This window comes from Arthrobacter sp. CMU6 (assembly GCF_059090205.1).
Genome location: NZ_JBNHFL010000004.1, coordinates 97,272 through 117,779 on the forward strand (window position 1 = coordinate 97,272; position 20,508 = coordinate 117,779).

Below are 20,508 nucleotides of genomic sequence, written 5' to 3' on the forward strand. Positions count from 1 at the left end.
GAGCACCGGGCCGGCAGAGGCGGCCGGACTAGAGGAACTCCGCCCGGCCCTCCATGGCCGACGACGCCAGGGCATGCTCACGGCGCGGGATCCGCCCGGCCGCACGGGCCAGCCTACCGGCGATGACGGCGTGTTTGAAGGCCTTGGCCATGAGCGCGGGGTTCTGGGCGCGGGTCACCGCGGTGGCCAGCAGCACGGCGTCGCAGCCCAGCTCCATGGCCAGTGCAGCGTCGGAGGCGGTGCCGATCCCCGCGTCCAGGACCACGGGAACGGATGCCCTCGACACGATCAGCTCGATGTTGTGCGGATTGAGGATGCCCAGGCCCGTGCCGATCGGCGCCCCCAGCGGCATGACGGCCGAGGCTCCCAGGTTTTCGAGCCGGAGCGCCAGGACGGGGTCGTCGTTGGTGTAGGCAAAAACCTTGAAGCCGCGGTTGACCAGCTGCTCGGTGGCGTCCACCAGCTCCACGGCGTCAGGCAGCAGCGTGTGCTCGTCCGCGATGACCTCGAGCTTGACCCAGTCGGTCTCGAGCGCCTCACGGGCCAGCTCAGCCGTCATGACGGCTTCCCGTGCCGTGAAGCAGCCGGCGGTGTTGGGGAGCACGCGGATGTTGTGGTCCACCAGCAGCTGGAAGAGTGAGCCAGTTTCGGCAGGCGAATAACGCCGCATCGCAACGGTGGTCAGCTGGGTGCCGGACGCGACCAGCGCTGAGCCGAGACCGTCCAGGCTCGGTGCGCCTCCGGTGCCCATGATGAGCCGCGAGGTCAGCTCCACCCCGTCAATGACAAGGCTGTCTGCTGTTTCAATCAGTGTTTCTGCCATCGTGCTCATCCTCCTTGGACTGCCGTGACTAGTTCGATCTCATCGCCCTCGGCGAGGGCGGTGCTGTGCCACTGGCTGCGCGGCACGACGGCTGCATTGCGCGCCACCGCCACACCCAGTCGCTGGCCGTCGGCGGCCTGCCCGTTGGCGGACAGGCGGCGCCCCGTGACCTGGCTGACGAGCGAGGTGACCGAGGCGCCCTCGCCTACTTCCTGTTCGATACCGTTCAGAGTGATGTTCATGCTGGTTCCTTGTTCGGGTCAAATGTGACGCGGGTCATGTGGCAGTGCCCGCTGCTGGAAGGTCATTCATTGCGGTAATGAGTTGGGGCAGCGGTCAGCCGGGAGCTGGGCTGAGGGAAGCGGCCGCTCCCACCGGCTCCGCGGTCCCGGCGGAAAACCTGCCCGGCCGGAACGCGGCCCAGCGCGGATCCGGAACGCCGTCCATGAGCTGGCGGCAGATCACTGCGGCCGCCGGGGTCAGCAGGACGCCGTGGCGGAAGAAGCCCGTGGCGACGATGAGGCCGGCCACATCCGCCCCCTGCCCCTGCCCGCGGTCCGGCACCCGGCCGAGCAGCGGCGCGTTGTCCGGTGTGCCGGGCCGCGCCCGCGCGGTGGCTTCAAGGAGCTCGAGCTCGGCGACGGCCGGCAGCAGGGCCTGTGCGTCGCGCAGCAGCTGGTAGACGCCGCCTGCGCTGGTGCCCGGTACCCCGTCCTCGCGCTGGGTGGCGCCAATCACCACGGTCCCGTCCTGGCGGGGCACGATGTAGACCGGAACGCCCCGCACCATGCCGCGGACTGTGGCGGTGAGCAGGGGCTGCAGGTGCGCGGGAACCCTGAGCCTGAGGATGTCTCCGTAGACCGGGCGCAGCGGCAGCTGCAGGCCTTCCGGGAGGTCCTGCAACTGCGCTGCGGCGAGACCGCTGGCCACCACCGTCTCGGCTGCCCTGACGGACCGGCCGCCGGCCAGCCGGACTCCGCAGACCCGCCCGCCGTCCCAGAGCAGTCCGGCGGCGTGCTCCTGCACCGCGTAGCCCTTTCCGGCCGCAAGCTTCTGGCCGTGGCCGGCCAGGCCGGCAGCGATCGCCCGGATGAGCTTCCGCGGATCTACCTGGTGGTCCGCCGGGATGTCCAGCGCGCAGGAGATCCCGGGGCTGAGCAGCGGCTCCCGGGACCGTGCCTCGCGGATGGTCAGCGGTTCAACGTCCAGGCCGTGGGTCCGCTGCACGTCCCGCAGGTCCATGAGGGCGCGGCGATCGGCAGGATCGACACCCACTGCAAGGGTCGGCGTCGTCAGATACCCGGCGTCTTCGCCGGCGGTGAGGGTGGCGGCAAACTCCGGCCATCTGGCCGAGGACTCCAGCATCAGTTCCAGGAGCCCTTCCTCCTGGTAGTGCAGTTCGCTGACCGGGGCGAGCATGCCGGCCGCAGCCCAGCTTGCACCGCTGCCGGGGGCCTCGTCTATCAGCAGCACCGAGCGGCCGGAGCGCCGCGCCTCCCAGGCGATGCCATGGCCCACCACGCCGCCGCCGATGACGGCAACATCTGCCTCAAGGCTTGGGGTGGCACATTCCGGGCCACTTGTTCCAGGGTTCACGCTAATTCCTTCCCTACGCCGGTACTAACCGGATCAGGTCAAGCGGTCGGCTCTGACGCCCTCTCAGCCCTGCGCCTTTTATGACAGCAGTAACGGGCTCCCGCGGTACCTGCCCAGTTTAGAGGAACTAAGGTGGTTGCCATGACCCAGCACTCTGCCCACACCGCCGCCCGCCTGTACCTCTGCACCGACGCCCGCAAGGACCGCGGGGACTTTGCAGACTTTGTGGACGCGGCGTTTGCCGGCGGCGTGGACATCATCCAGTTGCGCGACAAGAACATCGAGGCGGCCGAGGAACTGGAGCTGCTGGAAACCGTCCACGCTGCCGCCCGCAGGCACGGCCGGCTCTGGGCCGTGAACGACCGCGCCGACATCGCGTCCATCGCCGGCGCGCCGGTGTTCCACATCGGCCAGAAGGACCTGCCGCTCCGCGCCGCCCGGAAGCTGCTGCACGATTCCACCGTGATCGGACTGTCCACCCACAGCACGGACCAGGTGGATGCCGCGATCGGTGCCGCGCACGGGCGCAGCGGCCTGGACTATTTCTGCGTGGGTCCGCTGTGGGCCACCCCCACCAAACCCGGGCGCGCCGCCGTCGGACTCGACCTGGTCCGCTACGCGGCGGAGGCGGTCCGCACAGCGGACGAGGAACGGGTCGGCGGCCTGCTGCTGCCTTGGTTCGCGATCGGCGGGATCGACCGCACCAACGTGGAGCAGGTCCTGGCGGCCGGCGCCACCCGGATCGTCGTGGTCCGCGCCATCACCGATGCGGCAGACCCGGCAGCCGCCGCGGCGGAACTGCTCGACGCCCTCGACGCAACGGCGCCGGCAGCCGTCTCCTAGGCGGGACCGGTCCGGGGAGACCGGAGAGCTACCCGCTCAGGCCCAGCTGGACCATCCGCCGGGAGTGGTTTTCCGCGACTTCGGCAGTGATGCCCCGCACCAACTCGCGCGCGGTGGCGTCCGTGGCGCCGGGTTCCGCTTCGACGAACAGCTCGCTAAGAAACGCGTGTTCGTGGCCCACGCGCTGGGCCTGCGTGATCGCTTCGCCGAGGAGCCGGCGGCCCCACAGCGCAAGCCTGGACGCGAGCCGGGGGTCGTCAGCCAGCGCTCCCCTGAGCCGGTCCCGGAGGACGCCCGTGGCTTCTTCCGAGGACTGGATCTGCTGGATGAGCTCTCGCGTTCCGGGGTCCACGAACCGGGCCACCGCGCGGTAGAAATCGGCGGAGACGGTGTCCACCACATAGGCCTTCATCAGGGATTCGTACCAGTCGGCCGGACGGGTCCGTTCGTGGAAGTGGTCCACGGCCGATTGGAACGGCAGCATCGCATTTTCGACGTCGACGCCCATCTCCGCCAGCTTGGCGCTCACCAGTTCGTAGTGCTGGAATTCAATGACCGCGATCCTGCCAATCACGGCCCGGTCATGCAGCGTGGGTGAGTAGCGGGCGTCGGAGGAGAGCCGTTCGAACGCGGACAATTCGCCGTATGCCATCACGCCGAACAGGTCTGCAACGAAGCGGTCGTAGCGAGCGGTGTCAGCCGAGGATGTGCCCATAATCCAAGACTAACGGCGCAATTCGGGCTAACCTGATTTTCGTGTCACATCATCGTCTGTCGCCCAGCGTCCACGAGCAGACCAACGCGCTCGCGGACGCCCTGAGCGCGCTGCGGACGGAACTGGAGCTTCCGGGCGAGTTCCCCGAGGATGTGCTCAAGGAAGCCGAAGCCGCCGTGGCGGACCGGCAGTTTCCGGACCTGGACCTGACCGGAGTGGACTTCCTGACCATCGATCCGCCGTCGTCCACCGACCTGGACCAGGCACTGTTCATCGAACGCCGCGGCGAGGGCTACCGGATCCTTTACGCGATAGCCGACGTTCCGTCCTTCGTGCAGCCAGGCGGCGCGCTCGACGCCGAGACCCGCCGCCGCGGGCAGACGTTCTACGCGCCGGACGGCCGGATACCGCTGCATCCGGAGGTGATCAGCGAGAACGCCGGCAGCCTGCTGGCCGGACAGCTGTGCTCCGCCTTCGTCTGGGAGTTCGAGCTCGACGCCGCCGCCGAGGTGGCATCCGTGGTGGTGCGCCGGGCCGCCGTGCGCAGCCGGGCCAAGCTCAACTACAGGGGTGTCCAGGCAGACCTGGATGCCGGCACAGCCCCTCCGATGCTGCAGCTGTTGCGCGAGGTGGGGCGCAAGCGCGTTGACCTGGAACGGGCCCGCGGTGGGGCCAGCCTGAACATGCCGGAGCAGGAGATTGTCCAGCTTCCCGACGGCGGCTACCAGATTGTGGCGGTCCCCCAGCTTCCGGTGGAGGACTGGAACGCCCAGATTTCGCTCATGACCGGGATGGCCGCCGCTTCGCTGATGCTCAAAGGCAAGGTGGGGATCCTGCGCACCATGCCTGCCCCGGATGAACGCTCGCTCAGCCATTTCAAGCGCCAAACAGCCGCGCTGGGCAAGCCGTGGGACGGGCAGGAAAGCTACGGCGAGTACCTGCGCACCCTGGATCCCACCGACCACGGGCAATTGGCCATCCTCCATTCGGCCGGCATGCTCTTCCGTGGCGCCGCGTACACGCATTTCGACGGCACCGTCCCGGAGGACGCCGTCCAGTCAGCCATCGGCACGGCGTACGCCCACACCACTGCACCGCTGCGCCGGCTCGTGGACCGGTTTGTCCTGGTCATCTGTGAGGCATTGAGCAACGACCGGCCGGTGCCGGCCTGGGCCCGGGAGGCGCTCCCCTCGCTGCCCGAAATCATGGCGTATTCGGACCAGCTGGCGGCAAGGATGGAACGCCTCGCCCTGGACACCGTGGAAGCCGCGCTGCTGATCAACCACATCGGACAGGAGTTCGATGCCGTGGTGATCTCCGGGTCGAAGCCGGCCAAAAACGGCTACGGGAACGGCGCAGGCAACGGAAACGGGAATAACAGCAGCGGTAAAGGCCTGAACGGCAAGGGAGCCAACGGTTCGGGCCCCTCTGGCGTGGTCCAGATCGCCGAACCGGCCGTGACGGCCAGATGTGAGGGCGAAATGGAGCCCGGCACCAGGGTCCGCGTCCGGCTCCTCTCCTCGGATATCACCACCAGGGAGATCCGCCTCGAACTCGTCGACTGATCCGCTCCTCCGCGCACCACGGGCCACCGCGGCGGCGCGAGTCAAGGAATTCACGGGTTTGCCAGTAGACTGGGTGGGTAGTAATGGATGCCCGGTCGTTGATTTCCTTGATTTGAATTCAACAAGCCCGCCCCTACGCGATCTTGAGTCACACCCGCCGGTCCCCAGTGCCGGCAATTAGATAGCCCGCGATCGGCTTCCACTGGAATTGCTTGCGCGCCTGAGCGTGCTCCGGAACGGCCCCCGTGCCCGCCCCGTTGAGCAGGCGGCGCCAACGCCTAAATGAATAAGGAAACTCCCCTGTGAGTGAATTGCATACCCACCAGCTTCTCTCCGATGACACCGGCACCGAGACCATCGAGCCGGAAGAGACCATCATCTCGGACGAGAAGCCGCACGAAATAGCCGAAAAGTCCTTCGCGGACTACAACGTACGCGCGGACATCGTCGAGTCCCTCGCCGACGCTGGCATCACCCACCCCTTCCCCATCCAGGCGATGACCCTGCCCGTGGCGCTGTCCGGCCACGACATCATCGGCCAGGCCAAGACCGGCACCGGCAAGACCCTCGGCTTCGGCATACCCGCACTGCAGCGCGTGGTGGGCCAGGATGACCCGGGCTTCGGCAAGCTGCCTGCCCCCGGCGCGCCGCAGGCGATGGTGATCGTGCCGACCCGCGAACTCGCCGTCCAGGTGGCCAACGACCTGCAGACCGCATCACGCAAGCGCAACGCCCGCATCGCCACGATCTACGGCGGCCGCGCGTACGAGCCGCAGATCGAGGCGCTGCAGAAGGGCGTGGAAGTGGTTGTCGGCACCCCCGGCCGCCTCATCGACCTCTACAAGCAGAAGCACCTCGTGCTGAAGAATGTGAAGATCGTGGTCCTAGATGAGGCCGACGAGATGCTGGACCTCGGCTTCCTGCCCGACGTCGAAACCCTCATCGCCGGCACGCCGGCAGTCCGCCAGACCCTCCTGTTCTCCGCCACCATGCCCGGGCCGGTCATCGCGATGGCCCGCCGGTACATGACGCAGCCCACCCACATCCGCGCCGCCGACCCGGATGACGAAGGCCTCACCAAGCGTGACATCCGCCAGCTCATCTACCGTGCCCACAGCATGGACAAGACCGAGGTGGTTGCCCGCATCCTGCAGGCCCGCGGCCGCGGCCGCACCATCATCTTCACCAAGACCAAGCGCACGGCCGCCAAGGTTGCCGAGGAACTCGTCGACCGCGGCTTTGCCGCCGCCGCCATCCACGGCGACCTGGGCCAGGGCGCCCGCGAGCAGGCCCTCCGCGCGTTCCGCAACAATAAGGTGGATGTCCTGGTGGCCACCGACGTCGCCGCCCGCGGCATCGACGTCGACGACGTCACGCACGTCATCAATTACCAGTGCGTCGAGGACGAGAAGATCTACCTGCACCGCGTGGGCCGCACCGGCCGCGCCGGCAATAAGGGCACCGCCGTGACCTTTGTTGACTGGGACGACATGCCGCGCTGGGGACTCATCAACAAGGCGCTGGGCCTGAGCGTTCCGGAGCCGGTCGAAACGTACTCCTCGTCACCGCACCTGTACGACGACCTGGACATCCCGGAAGGGACCAAGGGCCGGCTGCCGCGCAGCAAGCGCACCCTCGCCGGCGTGGACGCCGAGGTCCTGGAGGACCTGGGCGAGACCGGCAAGAAGAACAGCCGCTCCGGCGGCCGCGACGCCAGCCGTTCCGGCAGCAGGGAAGGCAGCCGCCGCGGCAGTGACGCAGGCAGCCGTTCAGGCGAGCGCCGCCGTCGTTCTTCCGACTCCGGCACGGATGCCGGGACCGGCCCCGCTGCCACGGCAACGGCCACCGTTGACGGCGAGCAGCCGCCGCGCCCGCGCCGCAACCGCACCCGCACGCGCCGCCGCAACGGCGAAGTGGTCTCCAGCAGTGAATCTGCAGCAACCGGCTCACAGCCGGGCACCGAGGCCCCATAGCCTCAATGACTGAACCTGTCTGGGCGCCGGACGGCAGCAACCTGGTGGTGCACGCGGATAACGCGGACTTCCTCCCCACGCTGCCGGACGGCGCCTTCACACTCATTTACGTGGACCCGCCCTTCAACACCGGCCGGGCCCAGCAGCGCCAGGAAACACGGATGGTGCTCAATGCCGACGGCGACGGCGACCGGGTGGGCTTTAAGGGCCGCTCCTACGACACGATCAAGGGCGCTCTGCACCGGTATGACGACGCCTTCAGCGACTACTGGTCCTTCCTCGAGCCGCGCCTGGTGGAGGCCTGGCGGCTCCTGGCCGACGACGGCACGCTGTACCTGCACCTTGACTACCGCGAGGTGCACTACGCCAAGGTCATGCTCGACGCTATCTTTGGCCGTGAGTGCTTCCTCAACGAGATCATCTGGGCCTACGACTACGGTGCGCGCGCCAAAAACCGCTGGCCCACCAAGCACGACAACATTCTCGTCTACGTCAAAAACCCGGCCAAGTACCACTTCAACAGCGCCGAAGTGGACCGGGAGCCCTACATGGCACCGGGCCTCGTGACTCCGGCCAAACGTGAGCTGGGCAAGCTGCCCACGGATGTCTGGTGGCACACCATCGTCTCCCCCACGGGCAAGGAAAAGACCGGCTACCCCACGCAGAAGCCCGAGGGCCTGGTGCGACGGGTGGTGGCGGCGTCGAGCCGTCCGGGCGACTGGTGCCTCGATTTCTTCGCCGGTTCCGGAACTCTGGGAGCTGTGGCGGCCAAGATGGGCCGCCGGTTCGTCTGCGTGGACCAGAACCAGCCGGCCATCGACGTCATGGTCAAGCGGCTCGGCGCGCACGCCGAAATCGCGTCCTGCCCGCCCGCGTAGTTATCCGGGGATCTAGCGCACGACGGCGGTGCCCGTGGCCAGCTCCTCGATCCGCTCGAACACGTCCGGCGCGGTCAGGTTCTCGCCCAGCCGGTTCGGCTTGCCCAGGCCGTGATAGTCCGAGGACCCGGTCACCAGGAGCCCGTGCTGGGCGGCAAGCCTCCGCAGGAATTCCCGGCCCTCTTCCGGATTGTCCCGGTGGTTGACCTCCAGCCCGGCCAGGCCGGCGTCGATCATGTTGTGGTACGTACTTTCACCCACGATGCGTCCCCGCGCGGAGGCGACGGGGTGGGCAAAGACAGGAACGCCGCCCGCGGCACGGACCAGTTCGACGGCGAGGGCCGGCTCCGGCGCGTAGTGCTGGACGAAGTAGCGGGAGTGGGAAGTCAGGATCGAGGTGAAGGCCTCGGAACGGTCCGCCACCACGCCCGCCGCCACCAGGGCGTCTGCGATGTGCGGCCTTCCCAGCGTGGCGCCCGGCGCCACATGGTGGATCACGTCGTCCCAGCTCAGGGGGTAATCCTCGGCCAGCAGCGTGACCATGCGTTCGGCCCGCGTGAGGCGGGCTTCCCTGGCCTTCGTGATTTCCTCGAGCAGGCCGGGATGCGTGGGGTCGTGCAGGTAGCTCAGGAGGTGGACGCTGATCCCGTGCTCCGTCCGGCAGGAAATCTCCATGCCGGGCACCACTGCCACTCCATTGTCTATCGCCGCCCGGGACGCTTCCTCCCAGCCGTCCGTGGAGTCGTGGTCCGTCAGCGCAATGACATTCAGCCCTGCCGCCGCCGCAGCGGCCATGACCTCAGCAGGGGTTTCCGTGCCGTCGGAAACATTCGAGTGGGCGTGCAGATCGATCCTCACCAGCCCAGCCTAGTAGATGGCGCGCCTCTATGGCCTGGATGGGATGATTCTCCCGCCCGTGCCGGTGTTGGCCTAAGCCGCTCGGCTGGTGAGACGATGGGACGGTGAACTCTGCAGACAACACCCACAACGGTGAAAACACAGCTTCCCAGCCCCTGGAAGAGCGCGTCAACAACCGCTCCCAGCGGCCCAGTTCCGCGGCTTTCAAGGCCTTCATGGCCAGCAACTGGGCGCCCGCCCCGCAGGTGACCCCTGAACGGGACGCCGTCGCCAGCCACGCCGCGAAGAGGCGGCGGGCCATCTCCGACCAGTTCAAGGGTGAACGCCTGGTGTTTCCGGCCGGCGCCCTGAAGGTCCGGTCCAACGACTGCGACTACCGCTTCCGGCCGCACTCCGGCTTCGCCCACCTCACCGGCCTCGGGCTGGACCATGAGCCCGACGCCGTGCTCATCTTCGAACCTGTTGAGGAGGGAAAGGGCGACGACGGCGGCAGCCACCGCGCCACGCTCTACTTCCGGCCGCTGGCCGGACGGGACACCGAACAGTTCTACGCCGACGCGCGGTCGGGAGAGTTCTGGATCGGGCCCCGGCCCACGCTGGCCGAGTTTGAGGCACGGCTCGGAATCCCCACAGCCCACATCGATGAACTCGAGGTGGCCGTCACCAAGAACGTCGGCGCCCCCGAAATCGGCGGCGTCTCCATCCGCCTGGTGCGCAAGGTGGACGAAAACATCGACGCGCTCGTGGACACCGCCCGCTACAACACAGCAAAGGACCCGGACAACCTGGACCTAGGCGTGCTGGACGCCCTCGACGATAAGCTCTCCGAAGCACTCTCCGAACTGCGCCTGACCAAGGACGAGTGGGAAATCGAGCAGATGAAGATCGCCGTGGCCGCGACGGTAGAGGGCTTCACCGAAGTGGTCAAGGCGCTGCCCCGCGCCCTGACGCACGAACGCGGTGAGCGCGTCGTGGAAGGCGCCTTCTTCGCCCGCGCCCGGGAGGCAGGCAACGAACTTGGCTATGACACCATTGCCGCCGCCGGCAACAACGCCACCGTGCTGCACTGGACCCGCAACACCGGCAAGGTCAACGCCGGCGAACTCCTCCTGCTGGACGCCGGCGTTGAGGCGGATTCGCTCTACACCGCGGACGTCACCCGCACGCTCCCGGCCAACGGCAGGTTCTCGGACGTGCAGCGCAAGATCTACCAAGCCGTCCTCGACGCAGCCGACGCCGGCTTCGCGGCCGCCCAGATCGGCGTGAAGTTCCGCGACGTCCACACCGCCGCAACCACTGTCCTCGCGGAGCGCCTTGCCGAATGGGGCCTGCTCCCGGTTTCCGTCGAGGAGGCCCTCGGCGAGGACGGCCAGCAGCACCGGCGCTGGATGCCGCACGGCACCAGCCACCACCTCGGCCTCGACGTCCACGACTGCGCCCAGGCCAAGCGCGAACTGTACCTGGACGGCGTGCTGCACGAGGGAATGGTCTTCACCATCGAACCGGGCCTGTACTTCAAGCAGGAGGACCTCGCCATTCCGGAGGAGTACCGGGGCATTGGCGTGCGCATCGAGGACGACATCCTGATGACTGCCGAGGGCCCCGTGAACCTCAGCGCGGCGCTGCCCCGCAGCGCGGGCGACGTCGAGGCCTGGATGGCCGGCATCTACCAGGAGATCGACGCCAAGGGTTAAGAGTCCTGTACCGCAAAAAGGGACGGCCACCGGTGATCCGGTGGCCGTCCCTTTTTGCTGTCTCTTGCTACTGCTGCTGTCCGTCCCGGCCCTGGTCAGCCTGGTTCGGATCCACCCGTACGCCATACTGCGGGCGACCGTCCGGCAGGTCCGGGTAGCGGACGGACGCCGGGCGCTGACCTGCTGGCTGCGCGCCTTCCGTGCCCTGCCCCTGCTGGCTGGCGCCGTACTGCTGCCCCTGCTGGTTGACGCCGGCCTGCTGGCCGGAACCGTGCGGCTGCTCCGCGCCGTACGGCTGGCCGCCCTGGCCCTGCGGACCTGTGCCGTACTGCCCGTTGGCGTCCTGGCCGCGCTGGCCGTAGGGATCGTTCCAGCCCGCAGGCCGCTGCGGCGCCTGGCCCTGGGACGGGCCCTGCGGCGGCCCCTGGTGCCGGCCCGGCTGCTGGTAGGGCTGGTTCTGGTAGTCGTGCTGGGGGTGCGGCTGCGGACGCGCACCCGCAGTGGCGTCGGACGGCGTCATCGGAAGCTGCTGAAGCAGCCGCCGTGCCTCGTGGGCCGCCTCGAGCGCCACGATGACGTCGTAACTGGTGGCAACCACCTGGCTGGTGGACGTGAAGTCGCGCTTGCCGCGCTGCATGGCGTAGGTGACGATCCCGAACAGCATGAAGAACGCCGCGCCCATCAGCACGGAGCTGATGATGGAGAACGTCCCGCCGGCGGGTGTGAAGAAGGACAGCATGACGCCGACGAACAGGCCGAACCACATGCCGCTCAGGGCGCCCGAGAGCGCCACCCGCGGGTAGCTGAGGCGCCCTGTCACGCGTTCCACCATCTTGAGGTCGTTCCCTACGATGGACACCAGGTGCACCGGGAACTGCTGGTCAGCGAGGTAGTCAACGGCCTTCTGGGCGTCCAGGTAGGAGGTATACGAGCCGACGGTATCCCCGCTGGGGACAGTCTTCGACTCGTCCGAGCCGTTGGGCGCAGCCTTCGGAGCACCAAAAATGTTAGCCATACCCCCATTCTTGCCCATAAGGGTGGGTGAAAGCTGAAAATTCAGCTAAAAGAGAGCAGACTCGGTAGCCTGTAGAGGTGAGCACGAATCCTACCCGCGTCTTTGTTGCGCGCCTTCTCGGACTGGACGTCTTCGACCCTCTGGGCGACCGTCTGGGACGGTTGCGTGACGTCGTCGTGCTCTCCCGTGGAACCCGGGGCGCCCCGCACGTAGTGGGCATCGTCGTCGAGGTTCCCGGCAAGAAGCGCGTATTCGTCCCGATGACCCGGATCACCTCCATTGACCAGACGCAGATCATCTGCACCGGGCTGGTCAACCTGCGGCGCTTCGAACAGCGCGGGGCAGAGACCCTGGTGGTGGCCGAAATGTTCGACCGTCGGGTGACCCTGACCGACGGCAGCGGCGACGCCACCATCGAGGACATCGCCATGGACCAGCACCGCTCGGGCGACTGGTTCGTGAGCAAGCTGTTCGTCCGGCGGGGACATTCCCTGGCACCCCTGAGCAGGCTGCGCCGCAACGAAACGATGATCATCGACTGGTCCGACGCGCACCAGGGAGCGAAGACAGAACCGCAGGCAGCCACCCAGTTCGTGGCGAACCACGAGGACCTCAAGCCCGCGGACTTCGCGGAGGCGCTGCAGGAAATGAGCGACAAACGGCGCTTTGAAGTGGCGAGCGAACTGCAGGACGAGCGGCTCGCGGACGTCCTTCAGGAGCTGCCCGAGGACGACCAGGTGGAAATCCTCTCCGCCCTCGACGTCCAGCGCGCCGCGGACGTCCTGGAGGAGATGGACCCGGACGATGCCGCCGACCTCCTCGGCGAGCTCCCGACCGCCCAGGCGGAGGAACTCCTTCAGCTGATGGAACCCGAGGGCGCCGAGGACGTCAGGCGCCTCCTCGAATACGACGAAGACACCGCCGGCGGCCTCATGACCCCCGTGCCCGTGATCCTCCCGCCTGAAGCGACGGTCGCAGAAGCACTCGCCCACGTCCGCCGCGAGGAACTCTCCCCTGCCCTCGCCTCGTCCATCTTCATTGCCCGCCCTCCGCTGGAAACGCCCACCGGCCGGTTCCTCGGCGTGGTGCACATCCAGCAGCTGCTGCGCTTCCCGCCGTTCGAGTCGCTGGGCAACCTCGTGGACAAGAACCTCGAGCCCCTCTCGGACCTGGCGCACATCAGCGAAGTGGCCCGCACGCTGGCCACGTACAACCTGAACTCGCTGCCGGTGGTCAACCAGGCTGGCCGCCTGGTGGGCGCCGTAACGGTGGATGACGTCCTGGACCATCTGCTGCCTGATGACTGGCGGGCGAATGACGGCGAAGCCCCGGTCAGGAAGCTTGGTGGCCGCATTGGCTGAGAACACGGCAAAGGGAACCCGCCCGGGCGGAAAGCCGGCAGGCCAGGGAAGCCTGGACACGCCGCTGAGCGGCCGCCAGAGAATCCTCCCCAAGTTTTCGCCGAACCCCGACGCGTTCGGCCACGCGACGGAGGGCTTCGCCCGTTTCATGGGCACGCCGCAGTTCCTGCTCTACATGACCGTGTTCTGTGTATTCTGGCTGGCCTGGAACACCTTCGCCCCCACCGCCTGGCAGTTCGACCGGGTCGAACTCGGCTTCACGCTCCTGACGCTGATGCTGTCCCTGCAGGCGTCCTACGCCGCGCCGCTGCTGCTGCTCGCGCAGAACCGCCAGGACGACCGCGACCGCGTGTCGCTCCAGCAGGACCGCCAGCGGGCGGAGCGCAACCTCTCGGACACCGAATACCTCACCCGGGAACTGGCCTCGCTGCGTATCGCACTGCGTGAAGTGGCCACCCGCGACTACGTCCGGGCGGAACTGCGCAGCCTGCTGGAGGACCTGCTGGAAGCCCAGGAGGAGCTCCGCACGCACGAGCCGTCCGGGCCCGGAAGCCATGAGTCGCCGCGCGAACTGGTCCGGGAAAAGCTGAAGGAGAAGCGGGAGAAGCAACGCAATCCCCGCACGCAGCAGATCCCCAAGGTCAAGTCCGAAAAAACGCGCCAGGGCCGGGCAGCCCACCGACCCACCACCCCCGAAAGCTGAGCACCACGGCATGAGCACCACCCTCGAGCAGGCAGTCAACGCTGCCCTGGCAACCGTCATCGACCCGGAACTCCGCCGCCCCATCACCGAACTTGGCATGGTGGACTCTGTGGAGATCTCCGACGACGGGACCGTCCGCCTGGCGGTGCTGCTCACCATTGCCGGCTGCCCGCTCCGCGACACAATCACGAGGGACTCCGAGGCAGCGCTGCTGGATGTTCCCGGCGTGACCGCCGTCGAGGTGGACCTGAAGGTCATGACCCAGGCGCAGCGCGATGCGCTGAAGGAGCAGCTGCGCGGGCCCGGCGGCGAACGGGGCATTCCGTTCAACCAGCCAGGGTCCCTCACCAAGGTCTTCGCGGTGGCCAGCGGCAAGGGCGGTGTGGGAAAGTCCTCGGTGACGGTCAACCTCGCCTGTTCCCTCGCGGCGCAGGGGCTGCGCGTGGGGATCGTGGACGCGGACGTGTACGGCTTCTCGGTGCCGGCCCTAATGGGAATCACCCAGGCGCCCACCCGTGTGGACGACATGATCCTGCCGCCGGTGGCCTACGGCGTGAAGGTTATTTCCATCGGCATGTTCGTTACCGGAAACCAGCCCGTGGCCTGGCGCGGACCCATGCTGCACCGGGCCCTCGAGCAGTTCCTCACCGACGTCTACTTCGGCGACCTGGATGCGCTGTTCCTGGACCTGCCGCCGGGCACCGGCGACATCGCCATCTCGGTAGCGCAGCTGCTGCCCAAGGCCGAGATCCTGGTGGTCACCACCCCCCAGGCCGCCGCGGCCGACGTCGCCGAGCGTGCCGGCGCCATCGCCACCCAGACCGGACAGACGGTGGCCGGGGTCATCGAGAACATGTCGTTCCTGGAAATGCCCGACGGCGGCCGGATGGAGCTGTTCGGCACCGGCGGCGGGGAGGTGCTCGCCGAAAGGCTCAGCGCGTCGACCGGCACCGACGTGCCACTGCTGGGCCAGATTCCGCTGGACATTCTCCTGCGCGAAGGCGGCGACTCAGGCATGCCCATTGTCCTGGGGGGCCCGGACACGCCTGCAGCGGCGGCGCTGTCCGGCATCGCGGGGAAGCTCGCGGCCAGGCCGCGGGGACTGGCAGGGATGAAGCTGGACGTCCAGCCCCGCTGACTGGGCCGGACCGCTGACTGCGCAGGCCCGTTGCGTGTCGGAAACCCGCTACGTGGCCTCGGAATCGAAGGGTGCCCGCTCGCCCACGCCCAGGCTTTCGATGATGCGTGCCGGCCGTTCCTCGTTGTGGGACGCGGCGGCTGATGCCGCTGCGGCTACGGCCGCAGGACCGCCGGAGCTGACCGGCTTGGTGTCGTCCTCGAGGAGCGCTTCCTTGATGATGCGGCGCGGATCGTACTGGCGGGGGTCATATTTCTTCCAGTCGACGTCATCGATGTCGATGCCGACTTCTTCCTTGATCTGTTCCCGCGCGCCGGAGGCCATCCGGCGCACTTCACGGACCAGGTTTGCCAGCTTCTGGGTGTATTCGGGCAGCCGCTGGGGGCCGATCACCAGAATGCCGATGAGCAGCAGAAGGATAAACTCCGGGCCGTTGATTCCAAACACTTTAGGAAGATTACCCTCTCCGGGGAGGCAGTGACGATTTCGGCCCGGCCAGCGTCCCCTGAAGGCATGCTGCACGTACGGGGATGCGTCTCAAAGCCCCATCTGGCGGGCTATTTTGCGGAGGCCGCGTTCCACCCGGTCGACGACAGTCTCCTGTGTCGAGGCACTTCCGCCGGCCGCGTCCGTTCCTGCCGCAATGCCTGGACCCGCCGCACTTCCAGCCCCTGCGAGCATCGCCACGGCGTCGTCAGCCGAGGTGGCGGGCAGGTCCGATACGTAGGTGAAGGTGCTCCGCGGCGTCTGGTAAATCGCGCTCCACGGCGGTCCCGCCTTGACCCATACCTGGCCGTCCGCCGTCGTTCCCGGCAGCTCAGCGGCAACGTATCCGTCGCTGCCGGCCGGATGCCCGGTGAGCGGGTTGACCGGCCAGGGTGCTGCCGGCGAGCCCTGGTGCTGTTCCAGAATCCGTGCCGTGTGCTGCCCGTCCGTGAGGCGCAGTTCCACGGTAGGGCGGCCTGCCAGCACCGTAGTACTGGCGGAAACAAGGTGGAAGCCCATGGCGCGCAGTTCAGGGCAGGTCCAGCCGGAGGACCGCAGCGCGGCCAGGCGGCTGTCTGTTCCCGGGGAATGCCCGGACTGGCCGTAGAGCGCGGCCGTGCCCGCTGCGTACTGCCTGGGTTCGCCCGCAACCGTGTAAGCCCCGGCGGCGACTGCCCCTGCCGCCACGACGGCCACCCCGCCGGCCAGCCCCGCGAGCATCACCCGGCTGGGCCGGGAAACGGGGGCAGGGGCCATGGCCAGCTGCTGGGTGCGGAGCAGGAGCCTCGCTGTCAGTTCCTCACTGGCGGCCGGGACTGCTGCAGTACGGAGCCGCTCAATGTACTGGCGCTGCCGGTGCAGTGCACTGGCGCATTCGGCGCACGCGCGGATATGGTCCGTCGTCTGCCGGTGCCGGCCGCCGGCAAGCGGCGGAAACCCTGTCTTGGTCCTGAGCCCCTCCAGCAAGCGATGTAGCTGACGCATGTCGCCGATCAGAGAATGCCGGCGATGCGGGGCATTTTCAGCCGCGGCTTGCGCGCCTGCTGCGGGCGCGGATCCCGGTGGGCAAGCTTTTCACGCAGCATGGTCCGGCCGCGGTGGATCCGTGAACGCACCGTGCCCAGCTTCACGCCAAGGGCCTCGGCGACCTCGTCGTACGACAGTCCCTCAAGGTCGCACAGGACGACGGCGGCGCGGAAGTCCGGCGGGAGTTCCTCGAGGGCGGCCTGGACGTCGAGGTCCAGGTTGTTGAGTTCGAAGCTTTGCTCGGGGCCGGGTTCCCGGCCGGGCAGCCGTGATTCGGCGTCCTCGGCGAGCGCGTCAAAGCGGATGCGGCTCTTGCGCCGCGCCTGGTCCAGGAAGAGGTTGGTGGTGATCCGGTGCAGCCAGCCATCCAGGGTTCCGGGCTTGAAGTTCTCCAGGGAACGGAAGACGCGGACGAACACCTCCTGGGTGAGGTCCTCGGCGTCGTATTTGTTGCCGGTAAGGCGGTAGGCGAGCCGGTACACCTTGGCGGAGTGGTTGGTGACCACTTCTTCCCACGTGGGCATCGCCCACTCGGCAGCTTGCTCTTCAGTTGCAGGGACAGGTGCCGCAACGGATGCTGACATCGTCCACTCCCCTCGTGGATGTAATAACGCCTGACGTGCTTTACATCATTGGTTCGGCGCCGATCACCACTTGGATGAGCGGATTATTATCATGTCAAAGTTGGCTGGGAATTTCCTGACTGCGGAGCCCCTCTTTGCTAAAAGCGCAACTGTTTGCCGGGTTTTCGCGCCTGGGTTCCGAGGATTTTCTTCGCCATTCACCGCGCAGCGTGAAAGTATGCGCCATCACAGGCGTCCCCCGCTGTCACGTGCCGCTCGGGGACCGTCCAACCAAGTACGCTGTAATGACATGCCCCCTGCCGCCCAGAAAGCGAAATCCATGAGCGCCGATAAGTCCACGAGCTGGTCCTATGCAGAAGATCTGCCTGCCGAGGATGAGGTCTTGCTGCGCGCCCGGGAGCGTTCGTTCGAGCTTGGTGTAACGCCCATTGGCCGTGGCGTTGGCGCCGTGCTGACTGTACTGGCCGCGGCCTCCAAGGCGCAGACCGCCGTCGAGATCGGTACCGGCGCCGGCGTTTCGGGCGTCTGCCTGCTCCGCGGCCTCGGCCCGCAGGCCGTGCTCACCACGATCGATGTGGACGTGGAGCATCTGAAGGCCGCGCGGGAGGCGTTCCAGGAGGCCGGCAGTCCGGCCAACCGCACCCGCACCATCTCCGGCCGTGCCGGCGATGTCCTGCCGAGGCTCACCGACGCCGCCTATGACCTCGTGTTCATCGACGGCGACAAGCCCAACTTTCCCCGCTACGTGGAGCAGGCCGTACGCCTGCTCAAGACCGGCGGCCTGCTGATCGTCAATGACGCCCTGGACAAGGACCGCGTGTCGAACCCGGCGGCCCGCGACGCGACGACCGTTGTGCTGCGGCAGGTGGGCAAGGCCGTGCGCGACGACGACCGGCTGGCTTCCGCCATGCTCCCCACCGGCGACGGGCTGCTGGTGGCGGTCAAGAAGTAGGCAGGTCCACGAAACGGCAGGACGTCGAAAGAGGCAAGGCCCGCAGCCATCCGGCTGCGGGCCCTGCCTTTGCTTCTATTCTGTGACGCCGACGAGGCAGTCCTTGAGGTTGGCCGCCTCTGTGGCATTGAGTTCAACCACCAGCCGGCCCCCGCCTTCGAGCGGCACACGCATGATCAGGCTGCGGCCCTCCTTGGTTACTTCCATAGGGCCGTCGCCGGTGCGTGGTTTCATAGCCGCCATGAGGAATATCCCCTCCAGTAGTCCCAGGACCGAGCAGCCCGGCCGGGCTGAGTCCGCGTGGTCAAAACAATGCCGCCCTGGCGGTCCTTTCGGCAGCCGCCATGGCTGAACAATCCCAATGCTTTTTGTCCTTGCTTATTACCTATTATCCTGTAATTACCCGTCTGTAGCTAATCGATGGACAATTCGTTCATGTGCGGATTCCTGCGCCCCGTTGCAGCCTCACACCGGGGAAACCGCGGGCCCGTCACGGCGGATAATCCCCTCCGCCCGGCAGCTGCGCCCAGGCCCACAGCCACACCACCCACACGATCTGCAACAGGACGAACATCGTGATCACGGCGCCGCGGTACGCCCTGGACCGGGAGACGAGCGCAGCAGCCAGCGCAAGCGGAAACAGCGGAAGCAGCATGCGGAACGTGCTGGTCTGCGGATGCAGGAACACCACGAGGTATCCCATGTAGCACAGGCACCACAGCCGGAGTTCTGTTCCCAGCCGGCGCACCGGCGGGGAGGCCATGAACAGCCCGAACACCGCCACGAAGACAAACGGTGCCACCAGCCCCAGCACGGGCCCGAACAACAGGACGCCGGTATCGAACCAGGGTTTGAAGGGCACGAGGTCGTGTCCGCGCCATACGGTTTCGGTCTTGGTGTACGCGGCGATGTCGCCGGTGGCCGCCCACGCGATGGCGGGCCAGGCAAGGGCGCCGGCACCGCTGACGGCGGTCAGCCCGGCGAGGGACCACAGTTCGTTCCGGCTGTGGATCGGGCCCGCTGTGGCGGCCGGCCGGTGGTTCCGTGCGGCGAGCCATGCCTCACCGGCGCGGTACAGGAACAGGATCCCGACGGTCGCAGCAAACGGCACACCCGTGGGCCGGGAAAGGCACATGGCCAGCACCACGGGGATGGCCCACAGGTAGTGGCGCCGGACCACCAGCAGCAGCGCTGCGGCAAGCAGCAGGAGGTTCAGGGATTCCGCGTACGGCACCTGGAGCACCGGCGAGACGGGGAAGGTGGAGAAGAATGCGACGCCCCACATGGCCGGCCAGTGGGCTGCCCGGGTGCGGAAAAGCTGGTAGACCACCAGCGAGGCGGCCAGCCCGGCGAACATCGCGATCAGGATGAGGGCGCTGGCGGGGCCCATGCCCGTGGTAGCGGCGAGCATCCGCCCCAGCGTTGGAAACAGCGGATAGAAGGCCCAGGTGTTCTCCTGGACGTTGCCGGCTGCATCCACCGGGAGTTCGGACGGGTACCCGCCGGTCATGACGGATTCGTACCAGCGCGCGTCCCAGATGTTGATGAAGTTCCAGTAGTCGGGCTTGGCCGGGAACCAGGGGTTGAAGCCCTGGTGCAGGGCGGCCGACATGAAGATGCAGGCGCTGACCAGCCGGGCGGCCACGTAGACCGCCCCCACCTGGACCCACCACGGCCAGCGGACCACGCGGCCGCCGAGCCGCACGGCGGCGTGCCGGAACGCCGTGTCCAGCCGCGTCCCCTCATCCGGCGAAGGGGGATCGGCTGCTGCTGGCGGAACGGGGCTGACCGACGGAACGGCGCCCGGCGGAACGGGGCTGCCTGGCGGAACGGCGCCCGGAGGCGGCATAGGCGAGCTCACGTCCGGTCCTCGGCGGCCGGCAGTTCGGCGGCAGTCAACTGTCCGGTGCAGACGCGCAGCTGCTCGCGGAGGCTTTCTATTTCCGCGTTCCTGGCGGCCAGCTGGTCGCGCAGGTCATCCAGCACCTGGTCCACCTGGTCCATCCGGTAACCCCGCAGCCCTAGCGCGAACCGGACATGGTCAACGTCGGCCGGTGTGGCGTCGGCGGGAAGCAGCACAGGAGGCAGGGAAGCCACGGGGTCATCGAACCCGTCCTGGAAGCCCTCTTTGGCGAAGGGTGCGCGTGCGCGTTTCTTCCGCAGCATGCCCGCCCCAAGGTCGGTCCCGATGAGGGCGGTGGCTCCAATCAGGACGATGGCGAGGAAAACGAGGAAGGAACTCACATCACCAATCGTGCCAGACACAGCCCCACCTGCCGCTTACCCGCGCGGGGCTGC

The 20,508-nt window shown here is 67.7% G+C and carries 21 protein-coding genes and 1 riboswitch; of the genes, 9 read left to right on the top strand and 12 right to left on the bottom strand.

The genetic code is table 11. The annotated features are described in order from the left end of the window. Nucleotides 1-28 precede the first annotated feature (28 nt). The 3 genes from AC5RWD_RS04005 to thiO form a co-directional block, all read right to left on the bottom strand. Complete coding sequence (locus AC5RWD_RS04005; RefSeq protein WP_494018801.1) at nucleotides 29-823, bottom strand: thiazole synthase; 795 nt, start codon at nucleotides 821-823, stop codon at nucleotides 29-31. 5 nt (nucleotides 824-828) lie between these two features. Continuing rightward, the gene (thiS, locus tag AC5RWD_RS04010) at nucleotides 829-1,065 is read right to left on the bottom strand and encodes a sulfur carrier protein ThiS (protein ID WP_003805112.1); all 237 of its coding nucleotides are present in this window, start codon (nucleotides 1,063-1,065) and stop codon (nucleotides 829-831) included. Nucleotides 1,066-1,159: 94 nt separating this feature from the next. Continuing rightward, entirely contained in the window at nucleotides 1,160-2,419 is a 1,260-nt protein-coding gene (thiO, locus tag AC5RWD_RS04015; RefSeq protein WP_494018802.1) for a glycine oxidase ThiO, read from the bottom strand. Beyond that, a riboswitch (TPP riboswitch) is annotated at nucleotides 2,412-2,533 on the bottom strand. Its footprint overlaps the gene before it by 8 nt. 27 nt (nucleotides 2,534-2,560) lie before the next feature. On the opposite strand from thiO, the gene thiE reads away from it, so the two are divergent. Continuing rightward, the gene (gene thiE / locus AC5RWD_RS04020) at nucleotides 2,561-3,262 is read left to right on the top strand and encodes a thiamine phosphate synthase (protein WP_494018803.1); all 702 of its coding nucleotides are present in this window, start codon (nucleotides 2,561-2,563) and stop codon (nucleotides 3,260-3,262) included. A gap of 28 nt (nucleotides 3,263-3,290) precedes the next feature. Here the strand turns inward: thiE and AC5RWD_RS04025 are convergent, their stop codons facing one another. Then, nucleotides 3,291-3,977: a ferritin-like fold-containing protein gene (locus AC5RWD_RS04025; protein WP_494018804.1), complete on the bottom strand. Its 687-nt coding sequence runs from the start codon at nucleotides 3,975-3,977 to the stop codon at nucleotides 3,291-3,293. A 41-nt stretch (nucleotides 3,978-4,018) separates the two neighbouring features. On the opposite strand from AC5RWD_RS04025, the gene AC5RWD_RS04030 reads away from it, so the two are divergent. The 3 genes from AC5RWD_RS04030 (at nucleotide 4,019) to AC5RWD_RS04040 (ending at nucleotide 8,393) form a co-directional block, all read left to right on the top strand. Continuing rightward, entirely contained in the window at nucleotides 4,019-5,542 is a 1,524-nt protein-coding gene (locus AC5RWD_RS04030; RefSeq protein WP_494018805.1) for an RNB domain-containing ribonuclease, read from the top strand. 302 nt (nucleotides 5,543-5,844) lie between these two features. Beyond that, nucleotides 5,845-7,515 carry a DEAD/DEAH box helicase gene (locus tag AC5RWD_RS04035; protein ID WP_494018806.1) on the top strand — a complete coding sequence of 557 codons (1,671 nt, stop codon included), beginning with the start codon at nucleotides 5,845-5,847 and terminating at the stop codon, nucleotides 7,513-7,515. A 5-nt stretch (nucleotides 7,516-7,520) separates the two neighbouring features. Beyond that, nucleotides 7,521-8,393: a DNA-methyltransferase gene (locus AC5RWD_RS04040; protein ID WP_494018807.1), complete on the top strand. Its 873-nt coding sequence runs from the start codon at nucleotides 7,521-7,523 to the stop codon at nucleotides 8,391-8,393. A gap of 12 nt (nucleotides 8,394-8,405) precedes the next feature. Here the strand turns inward: AC5RWD_RS04040 and AC5RWD_RS04045 are convergent, their stop codons facing one another. Then, entirely contained in the window at nucleotides 8,406-9,251 is an 846-nt protein-coding gene (locus AC5RWD_RS04045; RefSeq protein WP_494018808.1) for a PHP domain-containing protein, read from the bottom strand. Between the two features lie 104 nt (nucleotides 9,252-9,355). Between AC5RWD_RS04045 and AC5RWD_RS04050 the strand changes: the two genes are divergently transcribed. After that, nucleotides 9,356-10,945, top strand: a complete 1,590-nt coding sequence (locus AC5RWD_RS04050) for an aminopeptidase P family protein (protein ID WP_494018809.1) — start codon at nucleotides 9,356-9,358, stop codon at nucleotides 10,943-10,945. Nucleotides 10,946-11,012: 67 nt separating this feature from the next. Here the strand turns inward: AC5RWD_RS04050 and AC5RWD_RS04055 are convergent, their stop codons facing one another. Beyond that, nucleotides 11,013-11,960 (bottom strand): YflT domain-containing protein, encoded by a 948-nt coding sequence (locus tag AC5RWD_RS04055; RefSeq protein ID WP_494018810.1) that lies wholly within the window; start codon nucleotides 11,958-11,960, stop codon nucleotides 11,013-11,015. Nucleotides 11,961-12,037: 77 nt separating this feature from the next. Here AC5RWD_RS04055 and AC5RWD_RS04060 point away from each other — a divergent pair, with 77 nt between their 5' ends. From AC5RWD_RS04060 to AC5RWD_RS04070, 3 genes are read left to right on the top strand one after another with little or no spacing between them, the layout of a single operon-like run. Further along, nucleotides 12,038-13,321 (top strand): magnesium transporter MgtE N-terminal domain-containing protein, encoded by a 1,284-nt coding sequence (locus tag AC5RWD_RS04060; protein ID WP_494018811.1) that lies wholly within the window; start codon nucleotides 12,038-12,040, stop codon nucleotides 13,319-13,321. After that, the gene (locus AC5RWD_RS04065; protein WP_494018812.1) at nucleotides 13,305-14,024 is read left to right on the top strand and encodes a DUF1003 domain-containing protein; all 720 of its coding nucleotides are present in this window, start codon (nucleotides 13,305-13,307) and stop codon (nucleotides 14,022-14,024) included. Before AC5RWD_RS04060 ends, AC5RWD_RS04065 begins: the two co-directional genes overlap by 17 nt. Before the next feature lie 10 nt (nucleotides 14,025-14,034). Next, the gene (locus AC5RWD_RS04070) at nucleotides 14,035-15,162 is read left to right on the top strand and encodes an Mrp/NBP35 family ATP-binding protein (protein ID WP_494018813.1); all 1,128 of its coding nucleotides are present in this window, start codon (nucleotides 14,035-14,037) and stop codon (nucleotides 15,160-15,162) included. A 48-nt stretch (nucleotides 15,163-15,210) separates the two neighbouring features. On the opposite strand, the gene AC5RWD_RS04075 is transcribed toward AC5RWD_RS04070, so the two are convergent. From AC5RWD_RS04075 to sigE, 3 genes are all read right to left on the bottom strand, one after another. Next, entirely contained in the window at nucleotides 15,211-15,609 is a 399-nt protein-coding gene (locus tag AC5RWD_RS04075; RefSeq protein ID WP_306924636.1) for a twin-arginine translocase TatA/TatE family subunit, read from the bottom strand. Nucleotides 15,610-15,699: 90 nt separating this feature from the next. Further along, nucleotides 15,700-16,632 carry an anti-sigma factor gene (locus AC5RWD_RS04080; protein WP_494018814.1) on the bottom strand — a complete coding sequence of 311 codons (933 nt, stop codon included), beginning with the start codon at nucleotides 16,630-16,632 and terminating at the stop codon, nucleotides 15,700-15,702. A gap of 8 nt (nucleotides 16,633-16,640) precedes the next feature. Beyond that, nucleotides 16,641-17,258 (bottom strand): RNA polymerase sigma factor SigE, encoded by a 618-nt coding sequence (sigE, locus tag AC5RWD_RS04085; RefSeq protein WP_494018815.1) that lies wholly within the window; start codon nucleotides 17,256-17,258, stop codon nucleotides 16,641-16,643. Between the two features lie 319 nt (nucleotides 17,259-17,577). On the opposite strand from sigE, the gene AC5RWD_RS04090 reads away from it, so the two are divergent. After that, nucleotides 17,578-18,210, top strand: coding sequence for an O-methyltransferase (locus AC5RWD_RS04090; RefSeq protein ID WP_003805138.1), 633 nt, complete (start codon nucleotides 17,578-17,580; stop codon nucleotides 18,208-18,210). 75 nt (nucleotides 18,211-18,285) lie between these two features. Here the strand turns inward: AC5RWD_RS04090 and AC5RWD_RS04095 are convergent, their stop codons facing one another. The 3 genes from AC5RWD_RS04095 to AC5RWD_RS04105 form a co-directional block, all read right to left on the bottom strand. Continuing rightward, nucleotides 18,286-18,453, bottom strand: a complete 168-nt coding sequence (locus tag AC5RWD_RS04095) for a DUF3117 domain-containing protein (protein WP_003805139.1) — start codon at nucleotides 18,451-18,453, stop codon at nucleotides 18,286-18,288. 247 nt (nucleotides 18,454-18,700) lie between these two features. Beyond that, nucleotides 18,701-19,897 carry a hypothetical protein gene (locus AC5RWD_RS04100; protein ID WP_494018901.1) on the bottom strand — a complete coding sequence of 399 codons (1,197 nt, stop codon included), beginning with the start codon at nucleotides 19,895-19,897 and terminating at the stop codon, nucleotides 18,701-18,703. 170 nt (nucleotides 19,898-20,067) lie between these two features. Further along, entirely contained in the window at nucleotides 20,068-20,454 is a 387-nt protein-coding gene (locus AC5RWD_RS04105) for a DivIVA domain-containing protein (RefSeq protein ID WP_494018902.1), read from the bottom strand. Between the last annotated feature and the right edge of the window lie 54 nt (nucleotides 20,455-20,508).